The following is a 23,443-nucleotide window of genomic DNA, read 5'->3' as shown; positions in this document are numbered from 1 at the left end:
TGCCGCGACCCGCGGGGTTCGGCCCGCGTGCCGCGACCCGCGTACTGCGGCCCCGCCGCGCACCCGTCGCCCCCGCTCGGGGACGCGGCAGGCGCTGACGCGGCAGGCGCTGACGCGGCCGGATCCGGCGGTCCTAGATCCGCCCCGCCCTGCGCTGTCGGCGCAGCAGCAGGCCCAGGTACAGGCCGCCGGCCACCGCGGTCACCACCCCCACCGGCAACTGGGTGGCCTCGTGGACGCGTTGGGAGGCGAAGTCGGCGGTCACCACGAGGAACGCGCCGGCGCAGGTCGCCGCCGCCAGGTTGGGGCCCGGAACCCGGGTGAGCCTGCGGGCCAGTTGCGGCGCGACGAGGGCCACGAAGGGGATCGGCCCGGCCGCCGCCGTGGCGACCGCGCAGGCCGCCGTGGCCAGGACGAGCAGTACCAGCCGGGTGCGCTGCACCGGCACGCCGAGTCCGCCCGCCGCGTCGTCGCCCATCTCCAGCACCTTCAGCCGCCCCGCCGCCGCCGCGACCAGCGGCAGCACCACGAGCAGCCCGAGGGCGGCCGGGCGGACGTCCTGCCAACCCCGGCCGTTGAGACTGCCGTTGAGCCACACCATCGCCTGCGCGGCCTGTGTGAAGCGGGCCTTGGCGAGCAGGTAGGCGTTGACGCCCTGGAGCAGCGCGCTCACGCCGATGCCGACCAGCACGAGCCGGTAGCCCTGCACTCCCCGCCGCCAGGCGAGCACGTACACCAGGACGGCCGTGACCAGGCCCCCGCCCACCGCGCCCATCGCGATCTGCCCGCCGGTGCCGCCGGCCACCAGGACGACGAGGAGGCCGCCGGTGGCCGAGCCGTAGGTGAAGCCGACGATGTCCGGGCTGCCCAGCGGGTTGCGGGTCAGGCTCTGGAAGAGGGCGCCGCTCAGGCCCAGCGCGGCCCCGACCAGGACGCCGGTCAGCAGCCGGGGCAGCCGCAGCTCGTTCACCACGAAGTCGGTGCGCCGGCTGCCGTTGCCGAGCAGGGTGCGCACCACGTCCGCCGGGGAGATCGTGTACTCGCCGGTGCCGAGGGCGAGGACGCCGATCCCGGCGGTGAGGGCGAGGGCCACCGCGCAGACCGTGATCGCCCGCACCTCGACGCGCAGGGAGACGCGGTGGGAGGGGCTGCGGACTACGCGCGCACGGCGCGGGGCCGGAGCCGGGGCCGGGGCCAGGGCCGGGGCCGGGGCCGGGACCTTTCGGCCCTCCGGCGTCTTCGCTTTCCTGACCTTCCCCCAGGCCTTCCTGGCCTTCCTGGCCTTCCTCGCCTTCTTCGGGTCCTTCGGGTCCTTCGCGTTCTTCGGGTCCTGCGGGTTCCTGGTGGAAGGGGTGGCCGCCGTCATACCGTCACCACCCTGCGGTAGCGCACGAGCGCGATGAACACGGGCGCGCCGACCACGGCCGTGACCACGCCCGCGTCCAGTTCGTCGGGGCGTACGGCGACCCGGCCGAGGACGTCTGCGTACAGCAGCAGCGCCGGTGCCAGCAGCATGGACAGCGGCAGCGTCCAGCGCTGGTCGGCGCCGACGATCATGCGGGCCATGTGCGGGACGGCCAGGCCGACGAAGACGAGCGGACCCACGGCGGCGGTCGCCGCGCCGCACAGCACGGTGACCGCCAGCAGCCCCAGGGAGCGGGTGCGGCGCAGCGGGGCGCCGAGGGCGCGGGCGGAGTCGTCGCCCAGCGCCATCGCGTTGAGCGGCCGTACCAGGGACAGCGCCAGCAGCAGGCCGACCGCGACGAACGGGCAGAGGGTGGTGAGGATCTCCGCGTCGGCGCGGGCGAGCGACCCCACGCTCCAGAAGCGCAGCTGGTCCAGTGCCTGGGCGTCGAGCAGCATCAGCGTCTGGCTGAGGCCGGTGAACACGGCGGCCACCACCGCGCCGCCCAGCGCGAGCCGCTCCGGTGTGGCGCCGCCGCGTCCGCCGGAGGCCAGCGAGTGGGCCAGCAGCCCGGCGATCACCGCGCCGGCCATCGCGAACCAGACGGAGGCCCACATGCTGGTCAGGCCGAGGGCGGTGAGCGCGAACACCACGCCGCCGGCGGCGCCCGCGTTGATGCCGAGCAGTCCGGGGTCGGCCAGCGGGTTGCGGGTCAGGGCCTGGATGAGCGCGCCCGCGACGCCCAGCGCGGCGCCGGCGGCGATGCCGGCGAGGGTGCGGGGCACCCGGACGTCCCGGACGACGGACGCGGCGACGGACCCGTCGTCGTGCAGCAGGGCGTCCAGCACGGTGGTCGGGGACAGGGAGCGCGAGCCGATCCCGAGGCTGAGCAGCACCGCCACCAGCAGCAGGAGCAGCGCGCCGGACACGGCCAGGGTGCGGGTGGCGGTCCGGCGGCGCACGGGGGGCGGGCCGGGGCGTCGTACGGAGCCGGTGGTGCCGCCGGAGTCAGTCGTCGCCACCGGTGCCCTCCGCCCGGAGCCGCTCGACGATCCGGCGCCCGAGCGCCTTCTTGTCGATCTTCCCGACCGAGGTGCGGGGGAAGGCGTCCACGCTCTCCACCCGGTCCGGCAGCTTGTACGCGGCGACCCCCCGCTCGGTGAGGAAGGCGGCCAGCTCCCGCTGGGTGGGAGCCGCGGCCCGCCCGCGCGGGACGAGGCAGGCGCAGGTGCGTTCGCCCAGCGTCGGGTCGGGTATGCCGACCACGGCCGCGTCGTGCACGGCGGGGTGCGCGAGGAGGTGGTTCTCCAGCTCCTCCGCGGAGATCTTGTCGCCGCCCCGGTTGATCTGGTCCTTCTCCCGCCCCTCGACGACGAGATGGCCCGACGGCAGGACCCGCACCAGGTCGCCGGTGCGGTAGAAGCCGTCCGGGGTGAAGGAGCGCGCGTTGTGCTCGGGCGCCCGGAAGTAGCCGCGCGGCGTGTAGGGGCCGCGGGTGAGCAGCTCGCCGGTGGCGCCGGGCGGCACGTCGTGGCCGTCCGGGGCGACGACCCGTATCTCGTCGGCGGGGGAGAGGGGCCGGCCCTGGGTGTGCAGGACCAGCTCCTCGGGGTCGTCCAGGCGGGTGTAGTTGAGCAGGCCCTCGGCCATGCCGAACACCTGCTGGAGGGCGCAGCCGAGGGCGGGCCGGACCCGGGCGGCGGGCTCGGCGCCGAGCTTGGACCCGCCGACCTGGAGCAGCCGCAGCGAGGAGAGGTCGGCCTCCTCCCACTCCACCGCGTCCAGCCACAGCAGGGCGACCGGCGGGACGACGGCCGTGGCGGTGACCTTCTCCCGTTCGATCAGCGCGAAGGCGTCCTCGGGACTGGGCGTGGGGGAGAGGACGACGGTGCCGCCGGCCATCAGCGTGCCGAGCAGTCCGGGGCAGGCGAGCGCGAAGTTGTGCGCGGTCGGCAGCACCACCAGGTAGACGGTCGACTCGTCGAAGCCGCAGATCTCGGCGCTGGCCCGCACGTTGTAGGCGTAGTCGTCGTGGGTGCGCGGGATGAGCTTGGGCTTGCCGGTGGTGCCGCCGGACAGCAGGAGCACCGCCACGTCGGCGGGGTCCGGCTCGGGCAGCGCGACGGGGTCGGCGTCGACGTCGGCCAGCGCGGTGAACTCGGCCGGCTCCCCGGCCACCAGGACGTGTTCCACGGACGGCACCGCCTTGCGCAGGGAGCGGGCGAGCGTGCGGTGGTCGAAGCGTTCGTGCACGTCGGGGATGGCGTACGCGGTGGCGCCTGCCGTCTCGGCGACGTGCACGATCTCGCTCTCGCGGTGCGCGGGCAGGGTCAGCACGGGGATCGCACCCGCCCGCAGCAGCCCGAAGAACAGCACCACGAAGGCGTCGGTGTTGGGGAGCTGGACGACCACGCGGTCGCCCGCGCCGATGCCGGTCCGGCGCAGCCCCGCCGCCGTGCGGTCGGCGCGCAGGTCGAGTTCGGCGTACGTCCACCGGTCGCCGTCGGCATCGACGAGCGCGGTGCGTCCCGGTGTGCGTTCGGCCCGCTCCCGCAGCAGCCGGTCCAGTGGCCGTCCCCGCCAGTACCCCTCCGCCCGGTACCGCTCCGCCAGCGCCTCGGGCCAGGGCACCCCACCGTCGAGCATGCTCAACTCCCGCCTGCCGTTTAGGAAAGGCTTGCCTAATCTCGCATGGGGGGTCAAGGCCGCGTGCGTGACGGCGGAGACCAGTACATATGTGCGGGTGGTCGGGGGGCGCGGATCGCGGCGTGCGATCTGGACGGGCCTTGCCGGGGAGGCTAGGGTCTGTGCTGAATTAGGTTAGGTTTACCTAAGTTCAGGGAGGTAGGTCGTTGCTGCGTTATCGGAGCGCGGAGACGGAACTGCCGGGAAGCCCGTTCCACGCGGCCGCGGGGCTGGCCGAGTCGGGCTTGTTCGACCAATACGTGGTCTATGAACGGGAAGGCGACGTCCGGTTCGCCGGAGGAGTGCTCGGCGAGGTCGTGGTCACGCGCTCCGAGGTCTGCGGCCGCTGGCTCGCCGAAGAGACCGCGACGCCCCTCGGACCACACCCCCTGCGACAGGTCGGGGACCACCTCGACCACATGGGCGTCGAGGACTGGCGCGCCTACGGCTGGATGGCCTTCGAGTTCTCCCACCTCCACGCCGGGCGGCCCGACCGCGCCGGCGACGGGGAACTGCTCCGACTCGTCGTACCGCACAGCGAAGTGAGGCTCCATCAGGGGCGGGCCGAGGTGCGCAGCGCCGACCAGCACACGCTGGAGGCACTGGCCGCGTCGCTCGGGCGGCCCGTCGGCCGCGCCGTCGCCCCGCCCTGGCCCGTCGACGTGACCGACACCGAGGGCCGCTACCCGGAGCTGGTCGCCCGGGCCGTCGAGGAGATCCGCACCACCGGCCTGCAGAAGGTGATCCTCTCCCGGAGCGTGCCGGTGCCCTTCCCCGTCGACTTCGTCGGCACCTATCTGCACGGCCGCTCCCACAACACCCCCGCCCGCTCCTTCCTGCTGCACCTGGGCGGACGCCGGGTCGTCGGGTTCAGCCCCGAGACCGTCGCCGAGGTGAGCGCCGACGGCGAGGTGGTCACCCAGCCGCTGGCCGGCACCCGCGCCCGCGGCCTCGGCCGGGAGGAGGACGAGCGGCTGCGGGCCGAACTCCTCGCCGACCCCAAGGAGATCTCCGAGCACGTGCTCTCCGTGAAGCTCGCGGAGGAGGAGCTCGCCACGGTCTGCCGCCCCGGTTCCGTCTCGGTGCGGGACCTGCTGAGCATCCGCCGGCGCGGCAGCGTGCAGCACCTCGGCTCCAGCGTGCGCGGCCGGCTCGCCGACACGGCCACCGCCTGGGACGTACTCCGTGCGGTCTTCCCCGCCGTCACCGCGTCCGGCATCCCCAAGGCATCGGCCTACGACTGCATCGCCCGGCTGGAGGGCGGCCGGCGCGGTATCTACAGCGGGGCCGTCCTGATGGCCGGCAGCGACGGGGATCTCGACGCGGCGCTGGTGCTGCGCAGCCTGTTCGAGGAGGACGGGCGCACCTGGCTCCGGGCCGGCGCGGGCATCCTCGCCGGATCGACACCGGCGCGCGAACTGGAGGAGACCTGCGAGAAGCTGCGCAGTGTCGCGCCGTACATCGTGCCGGCGCTCACGCCCGCGGCGGGCTCCGTGCCGGGTGCGCCGGGTCCCGGGACAGGCTCCGTGCCGGGTGCGCCGGGTCCCGGGACAGGCTCCGTGCCGGGTGCGCCGGGTCCCGGGACAGGCTCCGCGCCGGATTCCGTGCAGGGTCCGCCGAGTGTGCAGGGTCCGCCGAGCGTGCCGGGTCCGGTGCCGGGGGGCGTCCGTTCGCCGGGTCCGGTGCCGGGGGTCGTCCGTTCGCCGGGTCCGGCGTCAGGGGTCGTCCGTCCGCCGGGTGGCACGGCCGACGACCTCCGTCCGTTGAGCTAGGGAGCGGCGTGCGTCTCGGAGAGGTCGTCGTCGACGTCGCGCCCCTGCGGTCCAGCAGGGACTTCCGGCTGGTCTTCGCCACCCAGGCGATCTCCATGCTGGGCACCCAGCTGACCTCGGTCGCCGCGAGTCTGCAGATCTACCACCTCACCGGCTCCTCGGTGCAGGTCGGCCTGATGAGCCTCGTCCTCGGACTGGCGCTGCTGGCCGGGCTGGTCGCCGGCGGGGTGCTCGCGGACCGGGTAGACCGGCGCCGCGTGGTGCTGGTGACCCGGGCGGCGACCGCGGTGGTGATCGCGGGTCTCGCCGTGAACGCGGCCCTGCCCGACCCGCGGGTCTGGTTCGTGTACGTCGCGGCCGTCCTCGCGGGCGGGATCAGCGGACTGGGCGGCCCGGCCATGATGGCCGCCACCCCGTCCCTGGTCGCACCCGGCCAGCTCGCCGCGGCCGGGGCGCTCACCACGCTCACCGCCCAGCTGGGCGGCATGGCCGGCCCCTCGCTCGCGGGGGTGATCGCGGCGGGCCCGGGCGTCGCCGCGTGCTTCGCGATCGACGCGGCCGTGTACGTGGCCGGCCTGGCGCTCCTCGCCCCGCTGCCCGCGCTGCCGCCCGACGGTCCCGCCGACGCCCAGCACCCCCTGAAGGCGATGGGGGAGGGGCTGCGCTTCCTGCGCGGCAACCAGGTCGTGGCCGGACTGCTCCTCATCGACGTGTGCGCGGTGGTCTTCGCCATGCCCTACGCGCTCTTCCCGGAGCTGGGCACCGAGCACTTCGGCGGCGGTCCGTCCACCGTCGGCCTGCTCTACACCGCCCCCGCGGTCGGTTCCTTCTTCGGCGCGCTGACCAGCGGCTGGACCGGCCGGGTGCACCACACCGGGCGGGCCCTGATCGGCGCCGTCGCGGTGTGGGGCGCGGCCATCACCTGCTTCGGACTGAGCCCGGACCTGTGGCTCGCCCTCGCCTTCCTCGCCCTGGCCGGGCTCGGCGACACCGCCTCGGAGATCCTGCGCCGCGCCCTGCTCCAGCACTACACGCCGGACCGCCTCCAGGGCAGGGTCGGCAGCCTGTGGCTGGCCCAGGCCACCGCGGGCCCCTCCGTGGGCAACGTGGAGGCGGGCCTGGTGGCCCGCGCACTCGGCTCGGCCACCGGGGCGGTCGCCGCGGGCGGCCTGGTCTGCCTCGCGGGGGTGGCCGCGCTGGCCGTGACGATGCCGGGACTGCGCGGGGCGACCCTGCACGGACCTGCGGAACCGCCCGCACCCGGAGCCGGCGCCACCGGGTCGGGTACCACGGGGTCGGTCACCACCGCGCAGGCCGACGAACCCGACTGACAGCCGATGGAGAGGGGCACCGGGACAGCCGTGCCGAGCGCGCGGATCAACGGAGTCAGGCTCCACTACGAGGTGGCCGGGTCCGGAGCACGCGTTCTTCCACCCGGAGCGACGTTGTATTAGGTTAGCCTCACCTAAGTATCCGACTAGGGGGATTCAGCAGCCATGGCCAACCCGTTCGACGACGACAACGGCGTCTTCCTCGTCCTGGTCAACGACGAGGGCCAGTACTCCCTGTGGCCGGAGTTCGCGCCCGTCCCGGCCGGCTGGACCGGCGTCCACGGCCCCGACACCCGCGCCGCCTGCCTGGAGCACATCGAACGCAACTGGACGGACATGCGCCCGCGCAGCCTGGCCGAGGCCATGCGCGGAGCCGGCGACTGATGGCGGCCCGCCCGGTCGTGGAGGACGTCCTCCCCCTGTCGCCGATGCAGGAGGGCATGGTCTTCCACGCGCTGTACGACGCCCACGCTCCCGACGTCTACACCGGCCGGACGGCACTCCACCTCGAAGGCCCCCTGGACGAACGGCGGTTGCGCACCGCCGCCGGCGCGCTCCTCGCCCGGCACGCCGTCCTGCGGGCCGCCTTCCGCACCCGGCGCTCCGGACGCCCCGTCCAGGTGATCCGCAGGGCGGTGCCCACCCCCTGGCAGGTCACCGACCTGTCCGCGCTGCCGCCCGACCGGAGCGCGGCGGCCCTGGAGGAGTTACTGACCCGGGCCCGGGACGAACCATTCGACCTCGCCCGCCCGCCCCTGCTCCGGTTCCACCTGGTGCGCCGCGCCGACCACGACCACCGTCTGCTGATCACCTCCCACCACCTGCTCTGGGACGGCTGGTCCGCGCCCGTGCTCGTCCGGGAGCTGTTCCGGCTGTACGCCGCGGACGGCGACCCCACCGCCCTGCCCCGCGTCCGCCCGTACCGCGACTACCTGGCCTGGCTGGCCCGGCAGGACCGCGAAGCCGCCCGCCGGGCCTGGCGGGCCGCCCTCGACGGGCTCGACGAACCCTCCCTCCTCGCGCCGGGCGCCCCCGACCGCCCCGACGGACGCCCCGAGCGCCTGGTCCGCGACCTCTCCGAGCGGGACACCGCCGCGCTCACCGCCGCCGCCCGCACCCACGGAGTGACGGTCAGCACCGTCCTGCAAGGCCTGTGGGCGGTGCTGCTCGGCCGCCTGACCGGGCGCGACGACGTGGTCCTCGGCGCCACGGTCTCCGGCCGCGACGCCGACGTCCCCGGCATCGACACCATGGTCGGCCTGTTCATCAACACCCTGCCCGTCCGCGTCCGGCTCCGTCCCGCCGAACCCCTCGCGGCCCTGCTCGCACGCCTCCAGAGCGAGCAGTCCACGCTCCTGGACCACCAGCACCTCGGCCTCGCCGACATCCAGCGCGCCGCCGGGCACCCCGTCCTCTTCGACACCCTGCTCGTCTTCGAGAGCTACCCGATCGACGACGTCGGCATCGCCCGCGCCCTCGGCCCCGACGGCCCGCGGATGACCGCGGTGTCCGTCGACGACGCCACCCACTACCCGCTGACACTGACCGCCCTCCCCGGCGACCGGCTGACCCTCACCCTCGCCCACCGGCCGCCCGCCGTCGACCGCGCCGCGGCCGAGCGCGTCGCCGCCGGACTGCTCCGGCTGATCAGGACGTTCACGAAGGACGCCGGCCGTCCCGTGGCCGGCGTGGACCTGCTGGCCGAGGACGAGCACCGCGCCCGGCGCGAGCGCGCCGCCCGCACCGCCCGCCCCCTCCCGCACCCCACGGTCCGCGCCCTCCTCGACGACCAGGCCGCCCGCACCCCGCACGCCCCCGCCGTCCTGCACGGCGACACCACCCTCACCTACGCCCGCCTCCACGCCCGTGCCGACCGGCTGGCCGCCGTCCTCACCGGCCGCGGAGCCGGACCGGAGTCCCTGGTCGGCGTGGCCCTGCCCCGCGGCACCGACCTGGTGACCGCGCTGCTCGCGGCCCTCAAGGCGGGCGCGGCCGTGCTCCCCGTCGACCCCGCCCACCCGCGCGAGCGCATCGCGCTGACGCTGGACGAGGCGCGCCCCCGGCACGTGATCTGCGACCCCGCGACGGCCGAACGGCTCGGCATCCCACCGGAGTCGGTGATCCCGCCCGACCCGCCCGCCACTCCGCCCGACCCGCCTGACGCGCCCGCCATCCCGCCCGACCCGCTCGCCACCCCGCGCGGAGCCCCCGCCACTCCGCCCGACCCGCTCGCCACCCCGCGCGGAGCCCCCGCCACTCCGCCCGACCCGCTCGCCACCCCGCGCGGAGCCCCCGCCACCCCGCCCGACGCCCCCGCCCCGCCCGCCACCCCGCCCAACGCCCCCGACGCCCCCGCCACCCCGCCCCCCACCCCCACGCCCCTCTCGCCCGACCACCCCGCCTACGTCGTCCTCACCTCGGGCTCCACCGGCCGCCCCAAGGGTGTCGTGGGCACCCAGCGTGCCCTCGCCAACCGTCTGGCCTGGGCGCGGGAGCTGGCCGCGGGCGAGCCTCCCGGCGTCCGTATCGCCAAGAGCCCCGTCAGCTTCATCGACGGCCTCACCGAACTCCTCGGCGCCCTCGCCACCGGAGACGCCCTCGCGCTCGCCGACGACCACGAGGCCGGCGACCCCACCGCGCTGGCCGCCCTGGCCGCCCGCACCGGCGCCACCACGCTGACCGCCGTGCCCAGCCTCTACACCGCCCTCGTCGAATCCACCCCGCCGGACGCCTTCGCCACCGTCCGCACCTGGATCGCGAGCGGTGAACCCCTGCCCGGACCCCTGGCCGACGCGCTCACCCGGCACCGGCCGCACGCCCGCCTGCTCAACCTCTACGGCTGCTCGGAGGCGGCCGGCGACAGCCTGCTCCACGTCCACGACGGCGAGGAGGGCCCGGTGCCCCTGGGGCTGCCCCTCGCCAACACCCGCGCCCACGTCCTCGACACCTGCCTGCGCCCCGCCCCCGTGGGAGCGGCCGGCGAGCTGTACCTCGCCGGGGACGGCCTGGCCCGCGGCTACCTGAACCAGCCCGCCCGCACCGCCGAACGGTTCGTCGCCGACCCCTACGGCCCGCCCGGCAGCCGCCTCTACCGCACCGGCGACCTGGCCCGGCTGCGGGCCGACGGCACCGTCGAGTTCCTCGGGCGCGCCGACGACCAGGTCAAGATCCGGGGCTTCCGCGTCGAACCCGGCGAGACCGAGGCGGCCGCACGCGCCCTGCCGGGCGTGGCCCGGGCGGCGGTGACCGCCCGCCGGGACGGCACGGCACCACCGCGGCTGGTGGCGTACGTCGTCCCCGAGAGCGGCACCGACCCCGATCCGCTGCGCCTGCGCCGCGCCCTCGCCGACCGCCTCCCGGCCCACCTCGTGCCGTCCGCCGTGGTGGTCCTCGACGCGCTGCCGCTGACCCCCAGCGGCAAACTGGACCGGCGTGCGCTCCCGGCGCCCGACCACACCGGCGCGAGCACCCACGCACCCCCGCGCACCGCACCCGAGAAGGTGCTGTGCGCCCTGTTCGCCGAGGTGCTCGACCTGCCGCGGGCCGGCGTGGACGACGACTTCTTCGAACTCGGCGGCGACAGCATCGTCACCGTCCGGCTCGCCGACCGCGCCCGCAGGGCGGGCCTGGCACTGACCCCCCGGGACGTGTTCACCCACCGCACCCCGGCCGGCCTCGCCGCCGCCCTCACGGACGACGCCCCCGCGGCCGCGGACTTCACGGCGACCGGCGCGCCGCTGGTCTCGCTCAGCCCGTCGCAACTCGACAACGTCAAGGCGAGGTGGAGGAGGACCCCATGAGCAAGGAACCGGGGGACGACGGCTCCCTGGTCGAGGACGTCCTGCCGCTGTCCCCCCTGCAACAGGGCCTGCTGTTCCACGCCCTGTTCGACGAGGGCGCCCAGGACGTCTACACCATGCAGACCCTGGTCGGGATCGAGGGCCCGCTCCGCCCGGACCTGCTGCGCACCGCCGCCGAGGAGCTCTTCGCCCGGCACGCCAACCTGCGCAGCGCCTTCCTCCACGAGGACCTCGACGAACCGGTGCAGGTGGTCCTCAAAGAGGTCACCGTGCCCTGGCGGGAGGCGGAGGCCGCCGACGGGGCCGAGGCGGCCCGGCTGGCCGCCGCCGACGCCACGGCCCGCTTCGACCTGGCCGACCCGCCCCTGCTCCGCCTCACCCTGATCTCCCACGGCGACCGCCGCCTGCTCGTCCTCACCAACCACCACCTGCTGCTCGACGGCTGGTCGATCCCGCTGCTGGTACGGGAACTGCTCCAGCTGTACGCCGCCCGGCTCGCCCCCGGTCGCACCGCCCCGCTGCCCGCCGTCCGCCCGTACCGCGACTTCCTCGCCTGGCTGGCCTCCCGGGACCGGGAAGCGGCCGCCCGCGCCTGGCGGGAGGCGCTGGCCGGGGCGGTGCCCACCCTGCTGTCGCCGGCCCCCGCCGGGGCGGTGCCGGTGCCGCCCGAACTGCACACCCTGCGCCTGACCGGGGACCTCACCGGCCGCCTGGGCCGGACGGCCCGCTCCCGGGGCGTCACCGTCAACACGGCCGTACAGGGCCTGTGGGCCCTGCTGCTGGCCCGGCTCACCGGCCGCGACGACGTCGTCCTCGGCGCCACCGTCGCCGGCCGCCCCGCCGGACTCGCCGGCGCGGAGGACATGATCGGCCTGTTCATCAACACCGTGCCGGTACGGGTGACCACCCCGCCGGGCGAACCGGCCGGCGCGTTCCTGCGCCGGCTCCAGGACGAGCAGGCCCGGCTGCTGGAGCACCAGCACCTCGGACTCACCGAGATCCAGCGACTCGCCGCGGCGGGCGAACTCTTCGACACCCTGGTCGTGTTCGAGAACTACCCGGTCGACGGCGAGGCGGTGGCGGAGGCCGAGGCCCTCTCCGGTCTGCGGATCACCGACGTCCAGGGCTCCGGCGCCACCCACTACCCCCTCACCCTGGCCGTCCTGGACGAGGAACGCCTCGGCGTCGTCTTCGAGTTCCGCCCCGACTGCTGGACCCGCCCGGCCGTGGAGAGGCTCGCCGCACGTTTCGAACACCTGGTGCGGGCCGTCGTGGCCGACCCCGACGTCCCGCTGGCCGCCCTCGGCGTCCTCGCCCCCGACGAGCGGTCCGCGCTGCTCGCCCTCGGCGCGGGGCAGCGCCTGCCGGTGCCCCGCGCCACCCTGCCCGACGTGTTCCAGGACCGCGCGGCGCGCACCCCGGACGCGGTCGCCGTCGTCGGCGGCGACCGGCGGCTCACCTTCGCCGGCCTGAACACCGAGGCCAACCGGCTGGCCCGGCTGCTGGTCGCGTCGGGGGCGGGACCCGAGCGGTTCGTGGCACTGGCGCTGCCGCCGACGCCGGACACGCTCGTCGCCCTCCTCGCGGTGCAGAAGGCCGGCGCGGCGTACATGCCGCTCGACCCCGCGTGGCCCGCGGAACGCGTCGCAGGGATGCTCGCGGACGTGCGGCCCGTTGCCCTGCTGACGGTCTCCGGGTCCGCGCCCGCGCCGGACGCCCTGGGCGGCGTGCCCGCCGTCCTCCTCGACGACCCCGGCCTCCTCCGGGGCGTCCACGACGGCTCCGACCTGACCGACGCCGACCGCACGGCCCCCCTGCTGCCCGAGCACCCCGCGTACGTCATCCACACCTCGGGCTCCACCGGCCGGCCCAAGGCCGTCGTCGTACCGCAGCGCGCCATTGTGAACCTCTACGCGGCCCACCACGCGGCCCTGCACACACCGGCGTCGGCGGCGGCCGGCGGGCGCCCGCTGCGCGTCGGGCACGCCTGGCCGACCGCGTTCGACGCCTCCTGGCAGCCCATGCTGTGGATGTTCGGCGGGCACGAACTGCACCTCGTCCCCGAGGACGTGCGCCGGGACCCGGACGCGCTGCGCTCCTTCCTCCGGGAGCACGCGATCGAGTTCATCGAACTGTCGCCGTCACTCGTGGGGGAGCTGGTCACCCGCGACGGCTGGCGGGCGGACCTCAAGGTGCTGGGCGTCGGCGGGGAGGCCGTGCCGCCGGACCTGTGGCGCACCCTGCGCGAGACGGACGGCCTCACCGTCCACAACCTCTACGGGCCCACCGAGGCCACCGTCGACTCGGCCACGTGCGACCTCGCGCTCAGCGAGCGGCCCGCGATCGGCCGGCCGGTCGCGGGCGGCCGGCTGCTCGTCCTGGGCGCACACCTCGACCCGGTGCCGGTCGGCGTCGAGGGCGAACTGTACGTCGCGGGCGCCGGCCTGGCCCGCGGCTACCTGGGCCGGCCGGGGGCCACCGCGAGCCGTTTCGTGGCCGATCCGTTCTCCGGCGAGCCCGGCGCCCGCATGTACCGCACCGGGGACATCGCCCGCTGGACCGCGGACGGCCTGGTGGAGTGCCTCGGCCGGGTCGACGACCAGGTCAAGATCCGGGGCTACCGCGTCGAACCCGGCGAGATCGAGACCGTCCTGCTCGACCACGACCTCGTGGAGCGCGCCGCCGTCGTCGTCCGCGAGGACGCCCCGGGACCGCGCCGCCTGGTCGCCTACGTGGTGACGTCCGCCGCCGCGCCCCCCGCCGAGGAGACCGCCCACCTGCTGCGCCGGGCCGTCGCGGAGGTCCTGCCCGACCACATGGTGCCGTCGGCGTTCGTGCCCGTCGACGGCTTCCCGCTCACCCTCAACGGCAAGCTGGACACCGCCGCCCTCCCGGCCCCCTCCCGTACCGCGGGCCCCACCGGACGGCCGCCCGCCGACGGCGCCGAACGCCGGCTCGCCGAGCTGTTCGCCCAGGTGCTCGGGCTGGACGAGGTCGGCGTCGACGACAGCTTCTTCGCCCTCGGCGGCGACAGCATCGTGTCCATGCGGCTGGCCGGGCAGGCGCGCGCCGCCGGGCTGGCGATCTCCCCGCGGGACGTCTTCGAACAGCCGACGGTCGCCGGACTCGCCCGGCGCGCGGGCACGGCCGGGCCGGGGGAGACGGACCCCTCGGCGGGCACCGGCGACATCCCGCTCACCCCCGTCCTGAGCCGGCTCGTCGAGCAGGGCGTCCCCTTCCGCGCCCTCAGCCAGGCCCGGTTCCTGCGGACACCGCCCGCCATGGACCTCGACGCCCTCCACCGCACCGTCCAGGCCGTCCTGGACCGGCACGACCTCCTGCGCGCGACCCTCGCCCGGGACGGCGCGGACGGACGGTGGCGGCTGCGCGCGGCCCCCGTCGGCACGGCCCGGGCCGCCGACCTCGTACGGCGCGTCGACGCCTCCCGGCTCAACCCCACCGCCGTCGCCACGCTCGTGCCCGACGCCTTCGACGACCTGGTCGCCGAACTCGACCCGGCGTCGGGAGCGGTGGCGCGGTTCCTCTGGTTCGACCCGGGCGGGGGGCGTGAGGGCAGGCTGCTCGTCGTCCTGCACCACCTGGTGACCGACGCCGCCTCCTGGGGAGTGCTGGCGGCCGACCTGGCCGCCGCCTGGGAGGGCAGGCCGCTGTCACCGCGGGGCACCTCCTACAAGGAGTGGGCCCGGGCGCTGCACCGGGAGGCGCACTCCGCGCGACGCGTCGCCGAACTCCCCTTCTGGCAGGAGCTGCTCGACCGGCCCGAGCCGCCGCTGGGCGCGCACCCGTTCGACCCCGCCCGGGACACCCGGGACACCGTCCGCAGCCACTGGACGGCGCTCGGCCCCGACCTCGCCGGGCCCCTCGCCGGCGGCTCCGTCCAGCACCTCCTGCTCACGGCCCTCGCCCTCGCCGTCCCCGCCTGGCGCGACGCCCTCGGCCGCACGGCGGAGGGCGCCGGCCGCTCCGTCCTGCTCACCCTGGAGAGCCACGGCCGCGAGGAGCGCCTCCTGCCCGGGGCCGACCTGTCCGCCACCCTCGGCTGGTTCACCAGCGACTTCCCGGTCCGGCTCGACGCCGGTCCGCCCCCCGCCGCCGACCGCGTGCGCCGGATCCGCGACCAACTGGCCGCCTTCTCCGACCAGGGCATCGGCCACGGCCTGCTGCGCCACCTCAACCCCGACACCGCCGCCGCGCTCCGCGCGCTCCCCGAACCCCAGATCGGGTTCGGCTACCTCGGCCGGATGGCGCTCGGCGAGCGCCGCGAGCGCCCCGGCGCCGCCGCGTTCACCGGCGCGCCCGAGACCGGCGTCATGGGCCACACCACCGACCCCGGCATGCCCGCCTCCCACCCCCTGGTCGTGACGGCGGGCATCGACGAGGGGGCGGACCGAGCCGGGCCCGTCCTGAGGGTCTGCTGGCAGTGGCCCGAACGGCTCTTCACCGAGCCGGAGATCACCCGGCTGGCCGACCTGTGGACCAGTTCCCTGCACCTGCTGCTGAAGGGCGGTACCCCGTGACGCGGACGAGCCCGTCCCCCGACCTCGCCGCCCGCCGGCGCGAACTGCTGCGCCGCAAACTGGAGTCGGCCGGCCTGGCCGACGCCCGGGCCCGCTCCGAGCACATCCCGCCCCGCTCCCCGCACCAGGGGCCGCTGCCGCTGTCGTACGCCCAGTCGCGGATGTGGCTGCTCCAGCGGCTCGACCCGGACAGCCCCGCGTACAACGTCTGCCTCGCCGTCCGGCTGCGCGGACCGCTGGACGCGGCCGCCCTGCACACGGCGCTCCAGGGGCTGCTGGACCGCCACGAGGTGCTCCGCACCCGCTACCCGGCGACCGCGGACGGCACCCCCGAGCAGGTCGTCGACACCGCCGCCCGGGTCGCCTGGGACACCGCCGGCCTGGCCGGGCTGCCCGAGCCGGAGCGGGACCGGCGCGCCGGCGAACTGGCCCGCACCGCCTCCGCGACCCCCTTCGACCTCGCCGCCGAACACCCGCTGCGCGCCCTGCTCGTCCACCGCGCCCCGGACGACCACACCCTCGTGCTCACGGTCCACCACATCGCCTGGGACGGCGGCACCTTCGACGCCCTCTCCCGGGACCTGACCGCCCTGTACCGGGAGGCCGTCGACGGCACGCCGTCCGGTCTCGGCCCGCTGCCCGCGCAGTACGCCGACTACGCCGCCTGGCAGCGCGCCACCTGGACCGACGAGCGGCTCGCCGGCCACCTCGCGCACTGGCGGTCCGTCCTCACCCCGCCCCCGCGGCCGCTCGCCCTGCCCGTCGACGCCCCGCGCGCCGACCGGCCCACCGCCCGTGGCGGGCGCCGCTTCCGCACCTTCGCACCCGGCACCACCGACCGGCTCACCTCGTTCGCGCGCGCCGCGGGCGCCACCCCGTTCATGGTCCTGTTCGCCGGCCTCGCCGCCCTGCTGCACCGCTGCACCGGCGCCACCGACATCCCCATCGGCTCCGCCGTGATGAACCGCGACCTCCCCGGACTCGACCGGCTCGTCGGCAACTTCGGCAACACCCTCGCGCTCCGCGCCGACCTCGCCGGCGACCCCGGGTTCGCCGTACTCCTCGAACGGGTCCGCCGGATGTGCGCCGACGGTTTCGCCCACCAGGACATGCCCTTCGACCGTCTCGTCGAGCAGCTGCGGCCCGAACGGCGGCCCGGCCGCTCCGTCTGGTTCGACGTCATGCTCCTCTTCCTCACCCAGGGACTCCAGGGCCCCGAACTGCCCGGCGTCACCGCCGAGTGGGAGACCGTCCACAACGACACCACCCAGTTCGACCTCTCCCTGGAGGCCTTCCTCACGGGCGGCCGGCTGCGCATCGAGGCCACCCACCGCGCCGGACTGCTCGCGCCCGACACCGTCGACCGGCTCCTCGGCCACCTGGAGACCCTGCTGGCCGCCGCTCTCGCCGACCCCGAACGCCCGGTCTCCGAACTGCCGTTGATGCGGGAGGACGAGGAGCACCGGGTCGTCGCGGAGTGGAACGCCACGGAGCGTCCCGTCCCGGCCGCCACCCTGGTGGACCTGCTCACCCCGCGCACCCCGCACGCCCGCGCCCTCCTCGCCGACGACGCCCCGGACGGGCTCGCGTACGCCGCCCTCCACGCCCGCGCCAACCGGCTCGCCCGGCTCCTGATCGCCCGGGGCGTCGGCCCCGAGAGCCTCGTCGGCGTCGCCCTCGACCGGGGCACCGACCTCGTCGTCGCGCTGCTGGCCGTCCTCAAGGCGGGCGGCGCGTACGTCCCCCTGGACACCGGATATCCCGCCGAACGCCTGGCGTTCCTCGTCGAGGACACCGCGCCGCGGCTGATCCTCACCTCGGAGGCGGTGGCCGGCCGGCTCCCCGCCCACGGGGTGCCCCTGCTGCGGCCCGACGACCCGGGGACCGCCGGCACCGACGACGCCGAGCTCACCGACGCCGACCGGCTCCGGCCGCTGCGGCCCGGGCATCCGGCCTACGTCATCCACACCTCCGGCTCCACCGGCCGCCCCAAGGGCGCCGTCGTCCCGCACGCGGCGATCGTCAACCGGCTCCTGTGGATGCGGGACGCCTACCGGCTCACCCCCGACGACCGGGTCCTGCAGAAGACCCCGGCGAGCTTCGACGTCTCCGTCTGGGAGTTCTTCTGGCCCCTCATCAGCGGGGCGACCCTGGTCCTCGCCCGCCCCGGCGGCCACCGCGACCCCGCGTACCTTGCCGGGCTGATCCGCGAACGGCGCGTCACCACCGCCCACTTCGTCCCCTCGATGCTGCGGGTCTTCCTCGACGACCCCGCCGCCGGCCGGACCCGCGGCGTCCTGCGCCGCGTCGTGTGCAGCGGCGAGGCCCTGCCCACCGACCTCGCCGACCGCTGCGCCGCGGCGCTGCCGGGCACCGCCCTGCACAACCTCTACGGGCCCACCGAGGCCGCCGTCGACGTCACCCACCACCCCTGCGCCGAGGGCACCCGCTCCGCCGCCGGATCGGTGCCGATCGGCCGGCCGGTGTGGAACACCCGCACCCTGGTCCTGGACGCCCGGCTGCGGCCGGTGCCCCCGGGCGTCCCCGGCGAGCTGTACCTGGGCGGCGACCAACTCGCCCGCGGCTACCTCGGCCGCCCCGCCCTGACCGCCGACCGCTTCGTCGCCGACCCCCTCGGCCCGCCGGGCGCCCGCCTGTACCGCACGGGCGACCTCGTCCGCTGGAACGCCCACGGCGCCCTGGAGTTCCTCGGCCGCGCCGACGACCAGGTGAAGATCCGCGGCTTCCGCGTCGAACCGGCCGAGACGGAGACGGCCCTCGCCGCCCTGCCCGGCGTCTCCCAGGCCGCGGTCACCGTCCGCCGCGACGCGGGCGGCGAACCGCAGCTGATCGGGTACGCCGTCCCCCGCCCCGGCGCCGCCCTGCGCCCGCTCCGGCTGCGCGAGGACCTCGCCACCACGCTCCCCGACCACCTCGTGCCCGCCGCCGTCGTCGTCCTGGACGCCCTCCCGCTCACCCCCAGCGGCAAGCTCGACCGCCGCGCCCTGCCCGCGCCCGACCTCGCCGCCCTGACCACCGCCACCGCACCCCGCACGCAGGCGGAGGCGGCCCTGTGCGCGCTCTTCGCCGACCTCCTCGGCCTGCCCGCCGTGGGCGTCCACGACGCGTTCTTCGCGCTCGGCGGCCACTCCGTGCTGGCGACCCGGCTCGTCGCCCGCGTCCGGGCCGAGCTGGGCGTCGAGATCCCGCTGCGCGCCGTGTTCGACACCCCGACCGCGGCGGGACTCGCCCCGCTCCTGGACACCCCGGCCGCCGCGGGTCCCGCCGCCCCGGACACCCGGGCGGAACACCCGCCTGCACTACGCCCGGCAGCCCGCCGCCCCGACCCCCTCCCCCTCTCCTCCGCCCAGGCCAGGCTCTGGTTCCTGCACCGCATGGAAGGCCCCGACCCCAGCTACAACGTTCCCACCGCCCACCACCTCGCCGGCCCGCTCGACGCGGCCGCCCTGCGCGCCGCGCTCGACGACGTGGTGGCCCGCCACGAGGCCCTGCGCACCCTGTTCCCGGACGACGACGGCACCCCCCGCCAGCACGTCCTCGCCCCGGAGGAGGCGTCGGTCCCCTTCGCCGTCGTCACGGCCCGCCCGGACGACCTCGACGCGCTGATGCGGGAGGCCGCCGCCCGCCCCTTCGCCCTGGACGCCGAACTCCCCGTCCGGGCCACGCTGTACGCCCTAGGCGCCGAGGAACACGTCCTGCTGCTCCTCCTCCACCACATCGCCACCGACGGCTGGTCGCAGGCCCCGTTCCTGGCCGACCTGGAGACCGCCTACGCCGCCCGCTCCCGGGGCGAGGTCCCCGACCTGCCCCCGCTGCCCGTGCAGTACGCCGACTACACGCTCCGGCAGCGGGAGCGCTCCGACGAGGGCGACCTGGCCCACTGGACGCGCCGGCTGGCCGGCCTGCCCGAGGAGCTCCAGCTGCCCGTCGACCGGCAGCGCCCCGCCGTCCACGACCACCGGGCCGGCGCCGTCGACTTCACCGTCGACGCGGACACCCACCGGGCGCTGCGGGACCTGGCGGCCGCCACCGGCGCCACCGTCTTCATGGCGCTCCAGGCCGCCGTCGCCGTCCTGCTGTCCCGGCTCGGCGCCGGGGACGACATCCCCCTGGGCACGCCGGTCGCCGGCCGCGGCGACCCCGTCCTCGACGACCTGGTGGGCCTGTTCGTCAACACCCTCGTCCTGCGCACCGACGTCTCCGGCGACCCCACCTTCCGTACGCTGCTCGCCCGGGTCCGCGAGAGGGACCTCGACGCCTACGCCCACCAGGACCTGCCGTTCGAACGCCTGGTGGACGCCGTCGCCCCCACCCGCTCGACGGGCCGCCACCCGCTGTTCCAGGTGATGCTCGCCCACCAGCAGGCCCGGCCGCCCGGCCGGGACTTCGCGGGCCTGACCCGCACCGAACGCCGTGTCGACTTCCACACCGCGAAGACCGACCTGGCCTTCCACCTGTCCGAGAGGGCGGACGCCGCCGGCATTGACGGATCGCTCGTCTTCAGCACCGGCCTGTACGACCGCGAGAGCGCCCGGGAGACCGCCGAACGACTCGTCCGGCTCACCGCCGACCTGGCCCGCCACCCCGACCGCCCGGTCGGCGCCGCCGACGTCCTCACCCCGCGGGAGCGCACCCGGCTGCTGCGGGAGTTCAACGACACCGCCCACCCCATGCCCGTCACCACCCTCACCGCCCTGGTCGAGGAACAGGCCGCCCGCACCCCGCACCTCGTCGCCGTCGAGTACGGCACCCCGGACGGCCCGTCCCTCACCTACGCCGAACTCGACGCCCGCGCCAACGCCCTCGCCCACCGGCTGCGGGCCCTCGGCGTCGGCCCCGAGCGGTGCGTGGGCGTCCACCTCGAACGGTCGGTGGAGATGGTGGTGGGACTGCTCGCCGTCCTGAAGGCGGGCGGCGCCTTCGTGCCCCTGGAGCCGTCCTGGCCGGCCCGCCGGGTCGCCGAGGTGGTCCGGGGCGCCGCCCTGACGGCGGTGCTGGGCCGTCCCGGGGACACTGTGGAGGGCGTTCCCGTCACCGAGGTCGACCTCGGCGGCCCCGTCCCGGACGCCGCACGGCCCGACGTCACCGTCGACCCCGAGGGCCTCGCCTACGTCATCCACACCTCCGGCTCCACCGGCGTCCCCAAGGGCGCCATGATCCGGCACCGCGCCATCGCGCACCGGCTGCTGTGGCAGCGCGGCCTGCTCGGCTTCGGGCCGGACGACGCCACCCTCTTCAAGGCCCCGCTCGGCTTCGACATCTCCGTCAACGAGATCTTCCTGCCGCTGGCGCACGGCGGCCGCGTGGTCATCGCCGAACCCGGCCAGGAGCGCGACGCCGACCACCTCCTCGACACCCTCGAACGCCACCGCGTCACCTTCACCTACCTCGTCTCCTCGATGCTGGACCTCCTCCTCGAAACCGACGGCTTCGCCCGCCGCGCGGCGTCGCTGAAGCACCTCTGGTGCGGCGGCGAGGTCCTCACCCCGGAACTCTTCGCCCGCTTCCGCGCCGCGAGCGACGCCGTCATGTACCACGGCTACGGCCCCGCCGAGGCCACCATCGGCGTCAGCCACGTCGTCTACCGCACCGGCGCGGTCCGCGGCGCCGTCTCCATCGGCCGCCCCAACACCAACACCCACCTGTACGTCCTCGACGACCGGCTGCGCCCCGTCCCCGTGGGCGTCCCCGGCGAGCTGTACGCGGGCGGCGTCTACCTGGGCCGCGGCTATGTGAACGACCCGCGCCGCACCGCCGACCACTGGGTGGCCGACCCCTTCGGCCCGCCCGGCGAACGCCTCTACCGCACCGGCGACCTGGTCCGCTGGCGCCGCGACGGCACACTGGAGTTCCTGGGCCGCGCCGACCACCAGGTGAAGATCCGCGGCATGCGGGTCGAGCTGGAGGAGATCGAGGCGATCCTCGAACAGCACCCGGGCGTACGGCGCGGGGTGGTCGTGGTCCGTGAGGACTCCCCGGGCGTCAAACGCCTCGCCGGATACGTCCTGGCCTCCCCGGAAGCGGTGGACCCGCTGGCCGGCCGGCTGCGGGAACGGCTGCCCGAGCACATGGTCCCGGCCACGCTCACCGCCCTCGACTCCTTTCCGCTGCTGCCCTCCGGCAAGGTCGACCGGGCGGGCCTGCCCGCCCCCGCGCCGGTCGCCGCGGGCCCGGTCCGGGCGCCCGCCGACGACCGCGAGCGGCTGCTGTGCGCCCTGTTCGCCGAGGTTCTCGGCCTGCCCCGGGCCGGCGTGGACGACGACTTCTTCGCCCTCGGCGGCGACAGCATCGTCTCCATCCGCCTCGTCACCCTGGCCCGCCGTGCCGGTCTGGCCCTCAGCCCCCGCCAGGTCTTCCAGTCACCCACCCCGGCCGGCCTGGCCGCCGCGCAGGGGACGCCGGAGCCGGCCGGGTCCGCGGCGGCCGACGACCCGGTCGGCGAACTGGAGCCGACCCCGGTCATGCACGGCGCCCACGACGGCCTCGCCCAGGCCGTGCTGCTGGTGACCCCGGCCGGCCTCACCCGCCAGGGGCTCACCGACGTCCTCCAGGCCGTCCTGGACCGCCACGACATGCTGCGCGCCCGCCTCACCGACCCGTCCGCGGGCCGGCCCCGGCTCGTCGTCCCGCCCGAGGGCACCGTGCGGGCCGGGGAGGTGCTGGGCACCGACGGCGACGGGGACCTCGCGGAGCGGATCGCCGACGCGGCCGCCCGCCTGGACCCGCGCGCCGGCCGCATGCTCCGGGCCGTGTGGTCACCGCACACCCGCCGGCTCCTCCTCGTCGCACACCACCTGGTCGTCGACGGAGTGTCCTGGCGGATCCTCACCGCCGACCTGGCGGAAGCCTGGCGGGCGGTCGCCTCCGGCACCGCACCGCGCCTGCGGCGCACGGGCACCTCCTTCCGCCGCTGGAGCGCACTCCTCGCCCGGGAGGCCCGCACCCCGGGACGGACGGCCGAACTCCCCTGGTGGACGGGGACGTCGGCCGGGGCCCGTCCGCTCCTGGACCGGCCCCTGGACCCGGTCCGCGACACCGCGGCGACCCTCCGCGAACGGACCCTGGTCCTCCCCGAGGAGATCACCGCTCCGCTGCTGACGACGGTGCCCGCCGCCTACCGCGCGGCCGTGCCCGACGCCCTGCTGACCGCCTTCGCGCTGGCGGTCGCGGCCTGGCGGCAGGAGCGGCACGACCCGGCCGGACGGTCGCTGCTCGTCGCCGTCGAGGGCCACGGCCGCGCCGAGCACCTCGCCGACGGCGTCGACCTGTCCGCCACCGTCGGCTGGTTCACCACCGTCCACCCCGTCGCCGTCGACCCCGGCCCGCTCGACCTCGACGAGGCGCTCGACGGCGGCCCGGCCGCCGGAACGGCCCTCAAACGCGTCAAGGAACAGCTCCGCGCGGTCCCCGACCACGGCCTCGGCCACGGCCTCCTGCGCCACCTCAACCCCGGCACCGCACCCGAGCTGGAGAAGCTTCCCCGGCCCCAGGTCGGCTTCAACTACCTCGGCCGGTTCACCGCGTCGGCCACCGGCGAGGAACCCTGGGATCTGGCCCCCGAGGCACCCGTGCTGCGCGTGCCACCGGACCCCGGGCGGGCCGCGCCCTTCGGGCTGGAGATCAACGCCGTGGCCGTCGAGGACACGGGCGGCGTCCGGCTGCACGCCGTCGCGGCCTGGCCGGAGGCGTTCCTGGCACCGGAGGAGGCGGAGTCCCTGCTCGCGCTCTGGGAGAGGGCCCTGCGCGGGCTCGTCCGGCACACGCGGGACACCGCCGGCGGCCTCACCCCGTCCGACCTCCCCCTGGTCGACCTGACCCAGGAGGACATCGACGACTTCGAGAACGACTTCCAGGACTTCCCCGACGACGTGTGAGTGAGGGAGCGGAGGAA

The 23,443-nt window shown here is 76.2% G+C and carries 9 protein-coding genes; 6 read left to right on the top strand and 3 right to left on the bottom strand.

What is annotated here, in order from left to right; all coding sequences use genetic code 11:
* Positions 1-133 precede the first annotated feature (133 nt).
* The 3 genes from ACFV9M_RS18665 to ACFV9M_RS18655 are packed head-to-tail and all read right to left on the bottom strand — an operon-like array spanning position 134 to position 4,051.
* Positions 134-1,366, bottom strand: a complete 1,233-nt coding sequence (locus tag ACFV9M_RS18665; protein WP_385063025.1) for a FecCD family ABC transporter permease — start codon at positions 1,364-1,366, stop codon at positions 134-136.
* Positions 1,363-2,427 carry a FecCD family ABC transporter permease gene (locus ACFV9M_RS18660; protein WP_385063027.1) on the bottom strand — a complete coding sequence of 355 codons (1,065 nt, stop codon included), beginning with the start codon at positions 2,425-2,427 and terminating at the stop codon, positions 1,363-1,365. The genes ACFV9M_RS18665 and ACFV9M_RS18660 overlap by 4 nt, the downstream gene beginning before the upstream one ends.
* Complete coding sequence (locus tag ACFV9M_RS18655; RefSeq protein WP_385063029.1) at positions 2,414-4,051, bottom strand: (2,3-dihydroxybenzoyl)adenylate synthase; 1,638 nt, start codon at positions 4,049-4,051, stop codon at positions 2,414-2,416. The genes ACFV9M_RS18660 and ACFV9M_RS18655 overlap by 14 nt, the downstream gene beginning before the upstream one ends.
* Before the next feature lie 206 nt (positions 4,052-4,257).
* On the opposite strand from ACFV9M_RS18655, the gene ACFV9M_RS18650 reads away from it, so the two are divergent.
* The 6 genes from ACFV9M_RS18650 to ACFV9M_RS18625 all read left to right on the top strand — a co-directional run bounded on the left by ACFV9M_RS18650 (position 4,258) and on the right by ACFV9M_RS18625 (position 23,426).
* Positions 4,258-5,862, top strand: coding sequence for a salicylate synthase (locus ACFV9M_RS18650; protein WP_385063030.1), 1,605 nt, complete (start codon positions 4,258-4,260; stop codon positions 5,860-5,862).
* A gap of 8 nt (positions 5,863-5,870) precedes the next feature.
* Positions 5,871-7,193 (top strand): enterobactin transporter EntS, encoded by a 1,323-nt coding sequence (entS, locus tag ACFV9M_RS18645; RefSeq protein ID WP_385063032.1) that lies wholly within the window; start codon positions 5,871-5,873, stop codon positions 7,191-7,193.
* 165 nt (positions 7,194-7,358) lie between these two features.
* Positions 7,359-7,577 carry an MbtH family protein gene (locus ACFV9M_RS18640; protein WP_385063034.1) on the top strand — a complete coding sequence of 73 codons (219 nt, stop codon included), beginning with the start codon at positions 7,359-7,361 and terminating at the stop codon, positions 7,575-7,577.
* Positions 7,577-10,993, top strand: a complete 3,417-nt coding sequence (locus ACFV9M_RS18635) for a condensation domain-containing protein (protein ID WP_385063036.1) — start codon at positions 7,577-7,579, stop codon at positions 10,991-10,993. Before ACFV9M_RS18640 ends, ACFV9M_RS18635 begins: the two co-directional genes overlap by 1 nt.
* Positions 10,990-15,531, top strand: a complete 4,542-nt coding sequence (locus tag ACFV9M_RS18630) for an amino acid adenylation domain-containing protein (RefSeq protein ID WP_385063037.1) — start codon at positions 10,990-10,992, stop codon at positions 15,529-15,531. Before ACFV9M_RS18635 ends, ACFV9M_RS18630 begins: the two co-directional genes overlap by 4 nt.
* A complete protein-coding gene (locus tag ACFV9M_RS18625; RefSeq protein ID WP_385063039.1) occupies positions 15,528-23,426 on the top strand; it encodes an amino acid adenylation domain-containing protein in 7,899 nt (2,632 codons plus the stop codon). Before ACFV9M_RS18630 ends, ACFV9M_RS18625 begins: the two co-directional genes overlap by 4 nt.
* Positions 23,427-23,443: the final 17 nt, after the last annotated feature.

Source organism: Streptomyces sp. NPDC059895 (assembly GCF_042731035.1).
Taxonomy (GTDB): Bacteria; Actinomycetota; Actinomycetes; order Streptomycetales; family Streptomycetaceae; genus Streptomyces.
The sequence above is the reverse complement of the archived record's forward strand: the minus strand, read 5'-3'. Positions and strand labels throughout refer to the sequence as shown.